Consider the following 11,969-nt stretch of genomic DNA (forward strand, 5'->3'; position numbering starts at 1 on the left):
GCCCTCTCTCGCCGCGCGCAGCAGGGTTGGGGTCATGACGAACATCACGGCCGCCGCGGGCGGCGACTTCGTAATGGGTGGTGACCTGCGGGTCCACAGGATGGGTTTCGGCGCGATGCGTCTTCCGGCCGGCGGGTTCGACGGGCCGCCACGGGACCCGAGCACGGGAATGGCGGTGCTGCGTCGCGCGGTGGAGCTCGGCGTGAACCACATCGACACGGCAGGCTTCTATGAGCGGGGCGGCGTCAGCGCGAGCGACCTGATCCGGCGGGCGCTCGCCCCGTACGGGGAGGAGCTCGTGATCGCGACGAAGGTCGGGCCGCTGCGAGGCCCGGACGGCGTCCCTACGGGTCAGGCGACGCCCGAGCAGCTGCGTGGCCTGGTGGAGGATGATCTGCGGCTGCTCGGGGTGGACCGGCTGGACCTGGTGTACCTGCGGATCGGCGGCCTGTCGGTGCCGGGCGGGGAGTCTCTGGCCGACCGGTTCGCCGTGCTCGCCGCCATGCGCGAGGAGGGGCTGATCCGCCATCTGGGGCTCAGCAATGTGGACGTCGCCCAGCTCGCCGAGGCCCGCACGGTGGCCCCCGTCGTCGCCGTGCAGAACCACTTCCACGTGCAGCACCTGGACGACAGGGAGCTGCTCCGGCAGTGCGCGGAACTCGGCGTGGCGTATGCGCCGTTCTTCCCGCTCGGCGGTGGGTTCAGCCCGATCGACGCGGAACGGGTGGCGAAGGTCGCGGCACGCCACGGGGCGACGAACGCTCAGGTGGCGTTGGCATGGCTGCTCGCCATCTCGCCGGTCATGCTCGCCATCCCGGGCACCGGCTCGCCGGAGCACCTGGAGGAGAACATCGCCGCGGCCGGCCTGGAACTGACCGAGGAGGACCTGGCCGACCTCGAAGGCTAGAGAGGAGCCTCGCCGGGATCCGGCTCCGGTACGGGTGCGGTGCCCCCGTCCAGGCCAACGCGCCGGCGTCACCAACCGGTCTTGGACAGTGCGGCGGCCAGCTGCGGGGCGACCAGGTCCGTCGTCGCCAGGGCGCCGATGTGGTCCTGTCCCTCGAACTCGATCAACTCGAAGCCCGTCTCGCGCAGCTCGTCCGCATGGGCGCGAATGTGACGCGCGATGGCCGCTCCGCCGACGAAGTCGTACATCCGGCAGTCCGGTTCGCAGTCGCGGTCGCCGTACCAAACGATCTTCGGGCCCGGGAGGGCGGCCAGGGCGGGCCGGTCGTCGCGCCTGCCCCACTCCCGGTAGAACATGCGGCCCAGGTGGTGTTCGGCCGCCTTGTCCGGCAGCCCCGCCTGGATCAGGGCGGCGCGCGCACCCTCCTCGAACCCGAGCCAGTAATCACAGCTCGCGAGCAGCGGGAACCCGCCGATCATGAGTCCCGTCGCCCGCTCGCTGAAAGGGGAGAGGAAGGCCGCGAGAGCGGCCATGCCCGAGTATCCGGCCAGGACGAAGTCGCCCGCACCGGCGGCGTCGGCCACCGTGTGCAGATCGGCGACCTCCGGCCCCACGGGGTACGCGGTGAAGGACGACGGCTCCCACGAGCCGCCGGCCTCCTCCTCGGGCTCCATCACTCCGACGACCGACCGGGGCTTGTACCGGACGACCCGGTACTGATCGGCCAGCGCGGCGCCGAGAGCGGCGAACTCCGCGCGAGACCGGGCGGGAAGGACGATGGCCGGTCCATCGCCCACCGCGTCGTACCACAGCCTGTATCCGTCACCCGCGACGGCGATCGCCACGTCGGCCTCCGATGTTCAGATGCGGCAGATCACTCGGCGTCGGCGGTGCGGAGTGGCGCGGCCACCGTGTGGAGATGGCGGAGAACCTGGGTGTACGAGCCGACCAGTGTGCTCTCCAGGTACGGCAGGTCGTGCAGCCGGCAGTGGTCACGGACGAACCGCTGCGCGCGCCGCAGCGAAGGCCGCGGCATGCTCGGGAACAGGTGGTGTTCGATCTGGTAGTTGAGCCCGCCCAGGGCGAAGTCGGTGAACCACCCGCCGCGGATGTTGCGCGACGTCAGCACCTGACGGCGGAGGAAGTCCAGCTTGCTCTCGTCGGTGATGATCGGCATGCCCTTGTGGTTCGGGGCGAACGAGCACCCCATGTACAGGCCGAACAGACACTGGTGCACGAGGATGAAGGCCACCGCCTGCAGCGGCGAGAGCACGACGAACAGCACCGTCAGATAGCCCACGACGTGCCCGCCCAGCAGCAGGGCCTCGACCGCACGTGAGCGGCGCGCCGGGCCGCCCATCAGCGCACGTACGCTCGCCGCGTGCAGGTGCAGGCCTTCGAGCAGAAGCAGCGGGAAGAAGAGGAACGCCTGGGCCCGCGCCAGTACACGGCCGGTAAGACCGCGACGGGACTCGCCCTGGCTGGCCGTGAGGGCGAGGACGCTGCCTCCGCCGAGGTCGGGGTCGCGGCCCTCGTGGTTGGGGTTGGCGTGATGCCGGTTGTGCTTGCTCACCCACCAGCCGAAGCTGAGCCCGATCAGCAGGTTGCCGTGCAGCACCCCGAGCAGGTCGTTGACCCGCCGGGAGCCGGCGATCTGACGGTGACCCGCGTCGTGCCCGACGAACGCGATCTGGGTGAAGACGAACGCGAGGAACGCCGCCACCAGGAGCTGGTACCACGAGCGCCCCAACAGGGCGAAGGCGACAAAACCGGCCAGCAACAGGACGGTGTTGGCGATGATCTTCGCGGTGTAGTAGCCGGGACGGCGCTTCAGCAGCCCCGCATCCTTGATCTTCCGGCACAGCACCGCGTAGTCGCTACCACGCGTTGCGCCGACCGTGCTTTCGACACGCGACGTCATCCGATCTCCTTCGGCTGAGGACCACACCAGTTACAGACTGCTGCTGCGATCATCCGTCACCGTAGGAAGGGCCCAGGGAGAACGAACAATCCGGTGACCATGATTCATGGGAAAACGATTCGCGGATACGGCTGTGACTACCAAAATCAACGCTTTAACCTGGCGTTCGGTTCCACGCCCTGTACCGGGCATCCCTGGTAGGCGACATCGCCCACCGTTACCCTCCGTTACGTCGTGCCTGCTCTCGCGAGATGGCTTCCACGACATCCACGATATGTCGTTCGCACACCGGGTCGCGAGAATGCCGGCCACTGAACCAGACCATCTCGACGACGAAATCCGCCGGCTCGCCGCACAGGCACTCGCCGCCCACGGCCGGATCCACCGGCACGACCTCCGGGCGTCGAAATGACATTTTGCCAGCGTATGTCGAAGATCTACGTTGCCGCCACGCGCCGACGGCACTGACCGGTTGTCAAATCTCGGCGAGGGTGTCCAGAATCTGCTGGCCGTACTTCGCGAGTTTGTTCTCGCCGACGCCGTTGACCGTGCCGAGCTCGCCGAGCGATGACGGATGCAGGGTGGCGACCTCGCGGAGCGTCTTGTCGTGGAACACGACGTAGGGCGGGACACCCTGCTCCTTCGCGGTGGCCGAACGCCACGCGCGGAGCCTTTCGAAGATCGCGGTCGCCTCCTCCGACAGGTCGGCCGCGGCGGGCGCCGTCTTGGCGACCCTGGCGGCCTTGAGCTTGGCGGCCCGGCGCTCGGGCTCGCGGCGCATCGGCACCTCGAGCTCGCGGCGCAGCACGGCGCCACTGGTCTCGGTCAGGGCCAGCGTGCCGTGGTCGGGCTGGACGGCCAGCAGGCCCCGCGCCAGCAGCTGGCGCACGACGCCGCGCCACTCACCGGCGCTCAGGTCCGCGCCGACGCCGAACACGCTCAGGCCGTCGTGGTCGAACTGGATCACCTTGGGCGTCTTTTTGCCGACCAGGATGTCGATCACATGGCCGGCGCCGAACCGCTGACGGCGCTCACGGTCCAGCCGGTAGACGGCCGACAGGACCTTCTGCGCGGCGACCGTGCCGTCCCATGACTCCGGGGGTGTCAGGCAGGTGTCGCAGTTGCCGCACGCCTTGCTCTCCTGGCCGAAATAGGCGAGCAACCGCACGCGCCGGCACTCGACCGTCTCGCACAGCGCCAGCATCGAGTCCAGGTGCGCGCCCTGCAGGCGGCGGTGGGCGTCGTCGCCCTCGGAGGTGTCGATCAGCTTGCGCAGCTGGACGACGTCCTGCAGCCCGTACGCGAGCCAGGCCGTGGACGGGAGGCCGTCACGGCCGGCGCGGCCGGTCTCCTGGTAGTAGCCCTCGACCGACTTGGGCAGGTCGAGGTGGGCCACGAAACGCACGTCCGGCTTGTCGATGCCCATGCCGAACGCGATGGTGGCGACGATGATGACGCCGTCCTCACGCAGGAAACGCGACTGGTTCGCCGCGCGGGTCTGGGCGTCGAGGCCCGCGTGGTACGGGATCGCGGTGATGCCGTTCTCCGCCAGGAACGCGGCGATCTTTTCGACGGAGTTGCGCGAGAGGCAGTAGACGATGCCCGCGTCACCGGGATGCTCGGTGCGCAGCAGCTCCAGGAGCTGGCGCTTGGGCTCGTCCTTCGGCGCGATGCGGTATTGGATGTTGGGCCGGTCGAAGCTCGCCACGAAGTGACGTGCGTCGTCGAGCCGCAGACGGGAGGCGATCTCCGCGTGCGTGGCCGGGGTCGCGGTCGCGGTGAGGGCGATCCGCGGCACGTCCGGCCAGCGCTCGTGCAGTGCGGACAGCGCGAGGTAGTCGGGCCGGAAGTCGTGCCCCCACTGGGAGACGCAGTGCGCCTCGTCGATGGCGAACAGCGACACGTCGCCGGCGTCGAGCAGCCGTTGCGTCGACTCCAGCCGCAGCCGCTCGGGCGCGAGGTAGAGAAGGTCCAGCTCGCCGGCGCGGAACGTCGCCTCGACCGTGCGCTGCTCGTCGAAGTCGAGCGTGGAGTTGAGGAACCCGGCGCGTACGCCCAGTGCCCGCAGCGCGTCGACCTGGTCCTGCATCAGCGCGATGAGCGGGGAGATGACGACGCCGGTGCCTTTTCGCACGAGCGAGGGGATCTGGTAGCACAGGGACTTGCCGCCGCCCGTGGGCATGAGCACGAGCGCGTCGCCACCGGCCACGACGTGCTCGATGATCTCCTGCTGTCCCTCGCGGAACTCGTCATAGCCGAAGATCCGCCGCAGCACCTGCGACGCGTCGCCGTACTCGGGAGCGTCCATTCGGCCACTCTATGAGGCCCGGGAGGCCGGTGTGACCCAGGCGTGAGCACTTGTGGACAAGTGCCTCAGGGGCCGCGCGCGCCGGGGTCGCCGGTAGCGTTGCGCACTGTCCGTCCCGAGCGTTGTCGAGGAGAATGCGGTTGAACCAGACGCAGGTGGTCGACCAACTGGCGGAGCAGGTGGCCAAGGTGCGGAGACGGGCGAGGCCGTGGCGGTCGATCTTCGCGCTCCTGCTGGCCCTGTTCGCCATGGTCGGGTCGATCCTCGCACGCGAACAGTCCCGCGATCTGGACGACAAGCTCCCGCTGGAGCTCGTCGCGGCGGGCTGCGCCGCGGCGTTCTTCGTGTTCGGCTTCGTCGCCACCCTGGGCCTGTCCGGCCGGGCGCGCGACATCCTGCTGCCGCGCGTCGGCAACGCACACGCGACGATGGTGCGGCTGCTGATCGTGCTGGTCGGCGCGCTCACCACCCTCGTGCTGACCCTGCAGCTGTTCGACCTGCCCGTGGGCCAGCTCGTCCTGGGCGGCGCGCTGACCGGTGTGCTCGTCGGGATCGCCGCTCAGCAGACGCTCGCCAACCTGTTCGCCGGCATCATCCTGCTGCTGTCCAAGCCGTTCGTCGTGGGCGACGACGTGCGACTGTGGTCCGGGCCGCTCGGCGGGGAGTTCGACGGGACCGTGATGGAGATCGGCCTCACCTACGTACGCCTGGAGGCGGCGAACGGGGAGTTCCGGCTGCCCAACGCCCAGGTGCTGTCGTCGGCGGTCGGGCCGCGCGACACCAACGCCCCGGCGACCGCCACCGCCACCGCCACGGGAGCCGTGACGGCGACGGCCCAGGCGGTACCGGCCGGGGCCGATGCCACCCAGGCCGAGCCCGGCCCGATCCAGACCGCGCCGGTCGCGGCCCAGACCGTCCACACCGAGGGCGAGTCCGGGCCGCGCTGAGGCTCAGGGTGAGATCACGTCCAGCTCGCGGTCCCGCGTGTGCTCGGTGAACTGCCCGACGACCGCCGCCACCACCAGGAACGACGAGATCAGCAGCAGCGCGCCCAGCACCGACAGGTCCTTGACGTACGGCGCGATCAGCAGCACGCCGATCCCGCCGCCGAGGTGCCCGATGCCGTCCACCAGGCCGAAGCCCGTCGTGCGGGCCCGGGTCGGGAAGGATTCGGACGTCAGCGCGTACGCCGGCGACACCCACAGGTTGAAGCCGAAGAAGATGAGCATCGACCCGATGAAGGCGATCGCGATCGTGGTGCCGGCCTCGGCGACCAGGACCGCGCCGACGAGAGTGAGCACGGCGCCGATCGGCAGCCAGTGACGGCGTTCGAGCCTCTCCACGAAGAACGACGTGAAGACGCCCTGGATCAGGAAGCCGAAGACCCCCATCGCGGTGATCACCCCGGCCTCCGGCGGCGGGTACTTCAGCACGGTGAGCACGGAGGTGAAACCGCTGGAGAAGCCGTACACGGTGACGTACCCGGTGAACCACATGAGCAGCAGGATGATGATCCGGCGGACGTAGCGCGGGTCGGTGAACAGCTCGCGGTACGTGGACAACGCGGGCACCTGCCGTACGGGCCGGACCTCCTCCTCGTCCACCGGTACCGGCTCGGCCAGCGGCCCGTGCCTGCTCGCACGCTCCTCCATCGCGGTGACCACGGCGTCGGCCTCTTCGAGGCGGCCTCGCCCGGCCAGCCAGCGGGGTGACTCGGGCAGCTCGAAACGGAGCAGGATGGCGATGAGGGCGAGCAGCGCGCCGACGCCGTACATCCAGCGCCAGCCGTTCTCGAACGAGGGCCCGGCCAGCGCGAACGGCAGGCCGAGCGGCCAGTGCTCGGACGGCGTGGTCAGCAGCAGGCCGCCCCAGATGCCGAAGAACGCCCCCAGCGCCGACATCGTGAAGATGACGGCCGTGTAGCGTGCCCGGCCGCGCCGGGGCGCGACCTCGCCGAGGTAGGTGTTGACGATGGCCAGGTCGGCGCCGATGCCGATGCCGGTGATCACGCGGGCGATGACGAAGTTGTCATAGCCCGGGGCGAGGGCGTTGTAGAGCGAGCCGACCCCGGTGATGAGCATCGTGACCAGCAGCATGTTCCGGCGGCCGATGGTGTCGGCGATCGGGCTGAGCACGAGTGTGCCGATGACGTACCCGGCGAGGTTGAGCACGACCGGGACGGTGAGGGCGTCCAGCGCCTTTTCGGGCGTACAGCCGGGCTTGATCTGCACGCACGTCTGCACGAAGGAGACGTTGATGTCGAAGATGTCGTAGAAGGTGAACAGAAAGCCCACGCCGATGATCCCGATGAAGAGATACGACAGGGACCACACGTTGATGCGTTCGACGCGGGCGGCGATCGTCTGAGGTGACAAAGGGGGCGTTTCGGCAGGTGCCGTCATCGCCGGGCTCCTTCGAGAGATCGGTTGCGGTCGGCCCCGGCCCCCCAGGCAGGCCTGTTTTGTACAGACGAATGAAGTACATCCGGGCGACGGCCGACGCCAAAGTTTCCGCTGAGCGGAAGTGGCGCGCGGGCCGATGGTGATCGGCCCGACGCGTGCCGAAGGCGTCCCCCCTGGTGGGGAGACGCCTTCGGCGCGGTGTCAGTCGTTCTGGTCGTCGAACACCACGCCTCGCCAGTCGGTGACGCAGGCGCGGCTCATGAAGACCCAGCCGAGGGCGGCGTCGCGTACCACCATCCCGGCGCCGCCGTTGGCGGTGAAGCGGTACCTGACCTCAGAGGACGGGGTGCCGGCCGGGTCGCGGAGCGCTCCCGAGCCGTACGTGCTGTCGCTGTAGTAGTTGTAGAAGGCGCCGCAGGCCGGGTCGACGGTGATCGCCGTGCCGTCGGTCTGGTCGTGCGGCGGGGCGTTGAAGTCGTAGCCGAACGACCGCCGGTGCGCGATGGCCTGCTTGATCGTGTCGCTGCACGACACCGCGGCCGTACCGGTCGGGTTCGGGCTGAGCGCGGCGGGCGGGATCCACGCGCACAGGTTGTTGGAGCCGTGGTCGCGCCCGTAGTGGTAGCCGCTCGCGGCGGTCTCGTGGACGTCGAACGACGTGCCGGCCAGCGCGGTGCCGATGAAGTAGCCGCACACCTTGTTCTGCAGCCAGGTGCCGGCGGGGATGGTGCCGCTGTTGTCGCAGGCGGCGGGCTTGGGGGAGTTGGGCTGGATCGTGTAGCGGTTCACGGCACGCGCGGGTGAGGCGAGGGCCAGGGGGAGGAGGGCCGCCGCGGCGGCCCAGGCGGCGAGTCGGCGGGTTCTGGAGGGCTCCACAGATGCTCCCAGGCGGGTGGGGGAACGTCGCAGAATCGTCGGCATGACGATCGAGCTGGATCTTCCCGGGTTCGGCCACTCCACGCCCGAGATGACCGGTGAGGTGCACCACCGGCGGCTCGCCGAGCCACGGGCCCGCGCGGGGTGGGACGCGCGGGCTCTGGTAGAGAAGGCCCGGCCGGCGCTCGGCGCCCACTACCGCCCGGGCGCCGACCGCGACCGCGGAGCCGGAGGAGGGTCTCACGCGGGCGGGTCAGCCGCGGCGGACGAGGTCGAGGACGCGCTGGGCGAGCTCTTCCATGTGCTTCACACTGTCGGCGATGGCGAACAGGTCGACGAAGGCGTTGTCGATGCCCGCCTCGGCCCCGGCCCGCAGGATGACCTCGGCGCACTGCTCGACGGTGCCGGTCTCGGTGGGGTAGACGCGGAGTACGGCGCCGATGCTCTGCGGATCCCGCCCCGCCTCCTCGGCCAGCTGCCGGATGTGCCCGAGCGGCTTGGCGATGAAGGCCTGGGGGTCGAACTCCAGCATCCCCGGACGGAACACCGGAAGCCAGCCGTCGGCACGGCGGGCCGTACGCTCCATCGCCTTGGGTGCGAAACCGGCGAGGTAGATCGGCGGACGCGGGCTCTGTGCGGGCTTGAGGTTGGCGTGGGTCGCCGGAACGGACCAGTACTCGCCGTGGTACTCGGCGGGATCGGTGGTCCACAACGCCTCCAGGGCGTCGAGGCACTCGTCGAGCCGGGCGCCGCGTTCGTTCATCGGGATCCCGGCCGCGACGTACTCCTCCGGCGACCACCCGATGCCCAGACCGACCAGGAGCCGTCCGCGGCTGAGCTGGTCGATGCCCGTCAGCGACCGTGCGAGCACGGCGGGCGCGTACCAGGGGGCGTTGAGGACGTTCGTGCCGATCTGGACCCGCTCGGTGACGGTGGCGGCGATCGTCATGAGAACGAACGGGTCCAGCACCGCGTGGAACGCCTCCGGGATCGTCGAGCCGCCCCCGTAGCCCACGGTGGGGTTCACCGGGGCGAGGAGCCGGTCACCGACCCACAGGCCGTCGCCGCCCATCGCCTCGACGCTGCGGGCGAAGCCGGCGACCTGGTCGGCCTGGTGGGCCGGTGCCCCGAACTGCGGCAGGGCGAATCCGGTGCGCATGCGTTCTCCTTCGTGTGAGTCCGTCAGTTCGACCGTACCGGGAGGGGCCGACTGGTCGGCCGGTCAGGTGGGCGGCCGGCTCGAGGCCACGAGTCCCGGCGCGCGACGCCGGGGGCCTCGCGCGCCCGGTGGCGTGTGCCTCGGCGGCCCGTCCGGAGGGCGTCGAGTGGTTCTGTCTCGGCAGAAGCCCGGTTGTCCGCGGCCCGTACCCGTGCCGTCAGGCCGTTGACCTGGGTGCGCGGAATCTCTGGCCGATTACCCCCTCCCGTTGAACCTTTCGTGTCCAGGGCCGCGTACTGCTTCCCGACACCGGAGGAGTCGAGGGGATGAGGACGATGGGCATGAGGCGCCGGATCACTTTGGCGGGCACCGCGACCGTGGCCGGACTGATGCTCGCCGCCTGCGGCACGGGCGGCAACGAGACGGCCAAGCCGAAGAACGAGGTGCCGGCGGCGGCGACCGTCGCACCGGGCGACGCGAAGGCCGCGCCGGCCGCCGCGGCCCGGCGCTGGAAGGGCTGGCTCGTCCTGTCCGACGCGCAGACCCCCACCCTCGGCACGATCGTCGTCAACGGCAAGGGCCTCACCGTCTACCGCTTCGACGCCGACACGGCCAAGCCGTCGGTCTCCAACTGTTCCGGTGCGTGCGCCAGGCTGTGGCCGCCGGTGAAGTTCACCAAGAAGCTGAGACTCAAGGGCATCCCGCGCTCGAGCATCGGCAACATCATGACCAAGGACGGCATCTGCCAGGCCACCATCGACGGCCGTCCCGCGTACACGTACGCCAGGGACACCGCGCCCGGCCAGATCAACGGCCAGGGGATCGGCGGCAAGTGGTTCGCGATGGCCCCGGACGGCTCGAAGGCGGGCGGTGGCCTGGTCCCGGGACCGCCCGGCCAGGGCTCGTACGGCTACTGACCCGCACACGGGGACGTGCCCGGACCGGCACGTCCCCTTCACTCGAAAGACGCGAAAGACCGGAGATGCGGCAGCACACCCTTACGCCGGTCCCGGCCGGACCCACGCCTCCCGCTGACGACCCCATCGTGAGTTCCTCCTCGACCCGCCGGAGACGCATCGCCATGGACGCCTCCCCGACGCGCGGCTCGCGCCTGTGGGCCCGCGGGACACGACCGGTGAAGGACGCCGACGAAGACCGGATCGTCGCCGGGCTCTACCGCGAATACCACCGGCCGCTGCTGAGCTTCGTGATGAAGCAGGTCGGCGGTGACCGGCAGTGGGCGGAGGACGTCGTGCAGGAGACCATGATCCGTGCGTGGCGCTCGGCCGACCGGCTCGACGGCGAGGCCGGGTCGCTGATGCCCTGGCTGGCGACGGTCGCCCGTCGCGTCGTCATCGACGACCGGCGGCGCAAGGCGGCCCGGCCGCAGGAGGCGGGCGAGGCCGCGCTGGAGGGCCTGCACATCGCCGACGGCATGGAGGACCTGCTGCGGACGGTGGTCGTGAGGGAGGCGCTGAAGGAGCTGTCGCCGGCTCACCGCGAGGTCCTGAACGAGACGATTCTGCGGGACCGTAGCGTGAACGAGGCCGCCGAGGTGCTCGGCGTACCGGTCGGTACGGTCAAGTCACGTACCTACTACGCACTTCGTGCGCTGAAGGTCGTTCTGGAGGAGAGGGGGGCACTGGCGTGACAACCGAGGTTCAGCACACAGACGTCGCGGCCTACGCCCTCGGGCTGCTCGAGGAGGACGACCGGGTGGCCTTCGAGGGCCATCTCACGCAGTGCACGCTGTGCACCGAGGAACTCGGCGACTTCGCCGGGATGGCCGCCGTCTTCGCCGACGTCACGCCCGTCACCGGCGAGGAGGACACCGCCGGAGGGCGGATCGAGGACATGCTGCGCCGCCGCAGGTCGGCCGCGCGCAGCCGGCGCCGCGGCACGGCCGTGCTCGGCGCCGCCGCGGGCGTGGTGCTGCTCGCCGGCGGCGCGATCGCCGGCGCGATCGCCGCGCGTGACCGGGCCGATCCCATCGGGAAGGCGATGCCCGGCCACTCCATGTCGGTGGACGAGGTCTTCACGTCCGGGGAGAAGGTCTCCGCGGCCGACGCGAAGACCGGCGTCAGGGGCACGGTGGCGATGTTGAGCGCGGGCTGGGGCACCGACGTCGGCCTGGAGCTGAGCCGTGTCAGGGGCCCGCTGGTCTGTGAGCTGGTCGCGGTGTCCAGGACGGGCGAGCGGCGTACGGTCACGGACTGGACCGTCCCGGCCAAGGGGTACGGCTTTCCCGGCACGCCCGCGAGCCTCCAGGTCCACGGGGGCACCGCGTTCGCCCGTGCCGACCTGGCGCGGTTCGACGTCCAGGTCGAGGGGGGCGGGCAGACGCTTCTCAGCATCCCGGTCGAGGGGCGCGGATGAGCCGGCCCGGCTCCGGCGCG

Annotated in this window: 11 protein-coding genes; 5 read left to right on the forward strand and 6 right to left on the reverse strand. The window is 70.5% G+C overall.

The window, feature by feature from the left end:
• The first annotated feature begins 34 nt into the window (after positions 1-34).
• Positions 35-907 carry an oxidoreductase gene (locus tag FB559_RS25960; RefSeq protein WP_141958490.1) on the forward strand — a complete coding sequence of 291 codons (873 nt, stop codon included), beginning with the start codon at positions 35-37 and terminating at the stop codon, positions 905-907.
• 68 nt (positions 908-975) lie between these two features.
• On the opposite strand, the gene FB559_RS25965 is transcribed toward FB559_RS25960, so the two are convergent.
• From FB559_RS25965 to recQ, 3 genes are all read right to left on the reverse strand, one after another.
• Complete coding sequence (locus FB559_RS25965) at positions 976-1,752, reverse strand: alpha/beta fold hydrolase (RefSeq protein ID WP_141958493.1); 777 nt, start codon at positions 1,750-1,752, stop codon at positions 976-978.
• 29 nt (positions 1,753-1,781) lie between these two features.
• Positions 1,782-2,828 (reverse strand): fatty acid desaturase family protein, encoded by a 1,047-nt coding sequence (locus FB559_RS25970; protein WP_141958495.1) that lies wholly within the window; start codon positions 2,826-2,828, stop codon positions 1,782-1,784.
• Positions 2,829-3,303: 475 nt separating this feature from the next.
• Positions 3,304-5,136: a DNA helicase RecQ gene (gene recQ, locus FB559_RS25975; protein WP_141958497.1), complete on the reverse strand. Its 1,833-nt coding sequence runs from the start codon at positions 5,134-5,136 to the stop codon at positions 3,304-3,306.
• 140 nt (positions 5,137-5,276) lie between these two features.
• Between recQ and FB559_RS25980 the strand changes: the two genes are divergently transcribed.
• A complete protein-coding gene (locus FB559_RS25980) occupies positions 5,277-6,083 on the forward strand; it encodes a mechanosensitive ion channel domain-containing protein (RefSeq protein WP_185792405.1) in 807 nt (268 codons plus the stop codon).
• Between the two features lie 3 nt (positions 6,084-6,086).
• Here the strand turns inward: FB559_RS25980 and FB559_RS25985 are convergent, their stop codons facing one another.
• The 3 genes from FB559_RS25985 to FB559_RS25995 all read right to left on the reverse strand — a co-directional run bounded on the left by FB559_RS25985 (position 6,087) and on the right by FB559_RS25995 (position 9,573).
• Positions 6,087-7,538: an MFS transporter gene (locus tag FB559_RS25985; protein WP_141958501.1), complete on the reverse strand. Its 1,452-nt coding sequence runs from the start codon at positions 7,536-7,538 to the stop codon at positions 6,087-6,089.
• 201 nt (positions 7,539-7,739) lie between these two features.
• Entirely contained in the window at positions 7,740-8,414 is a 675-nt protein-coding gene (locus tag FB559_RS25990) for a hypothetical protein (RefSeq protein WP_141958503.1), read from the reverse strand.
• Positions 8,415-8,667: 253 nt separating this feature from the next.
• Positions 8,668-9,573 (reverse strand): TIGR03619 family F420-dependent LLM class oxidoreductase, encoded by a 906-nt coding sequence (locus tag FB559_RS25995; RefSeq protein WP_141958505.1) that lies wholly within the window; start codon positions 9,571-9,573, stop codon positions 8,668-8,670.
• Between the two features lie 326 nt (positions 9,574-9,899).
• Here FB559_RS25995 and FB559_RS26000 point away from each other — a divergent pair, with 326 nt between their 5' ends.
• The 3 genes from FB559_RS26000 to FB559_RS44860 all read left to right on the forward strand — a co-directional run bounded on the left by FB559_RS26000 (position 9,900) and on the right by FB559_RS44860 (position 11,949).
• Complete coding sequence (locus FB559_RS26000; protein WP_141958507.1) at positions 9,900-10,490, forward strand: hypothetical protein; 591 nt, start codon at positions 9,900-9,902, stop codon at positions 10,488-10,490.
• 128 nt (positions 10,491-10,618) lie between these two features.
• Entirely contained in the window at positions 10,619-11,224 is a 606-nt protein-coding gene (locus tag FB559_RS26005; protein ID WP_246122054.1) for a sigma-70 family RNA polymerase sigma factor, read from the forward strand.
• A complete protein-coding gene (locus FB559_RS44860) occupies positions 11,221-11,949 on the forward strand; it encodes a hypothetical protein (RefSeq protein WP_221640186.1) in 729 nt (242 codons plus the stop codon). Before FB559_RS26005 ends, FB559_RS44860 begins: the two co-directional genes overlap by 4 nt.
• Positions 11,950-11,969 lie beyond the last annotated feature (20 nt).

It is taken from the genome of Actinoallomurus bryophytorum (assembly GCF_006716425.1).
Lineage (GTDB): Bacteria > Actinomycetota > Actinomycetes > Streptosporangiales > Streptosporangiaceae > Actinoallomurus > Actinoallomurus bryophytorum.

Excerpts from the sequence above, each read along its gene's own strand:
- FB559_RS25995 (WP_141958505.1), bottom strand. The coding sequence starts at position 9,573 with ATGCGCACCGGATTCGCCCTGCCGCAGTTCGGGGCACCGGCCCACCAG.
- FB559_RS25970 (WP_141958495.1), bottom strand. The coding sequence starts at position 2,828 with ATGACGTCGCGTGTCGAAAGCACGGTCGGCGCAACGCGTGGTAGCGAC.
- FB559_RS25960 (WP_141958490.1), top strand. The coding sequence starts at position 35 with ATGACGAACATCACGGCCGCCGCGGGCGGCGACTTCGTAATGGGTGGT.
- FB559_RS25985 (WP_141958501.1), bottom strand. The coding sequence starts at position 7,538 with ATGACGGCACCTGCCGAAACGCCCCCTTTGTCACCTCAGACGATCGCC.
- recQ (WP_141958497.1), bottom strand. The coding sequence starts at position 5,136 with ATGGACGCTCCCGAGTACGGCGACGCGTCGCAGGTGCTGCGGCGGATC.
- FB559_RS26000 (WP_141958507.1), top strand. The coding sequence starts at position 9,900 with ATGAGGACGATGGGCATGAGGCGCCGGATCACTTTGGCGGGCACCGCG.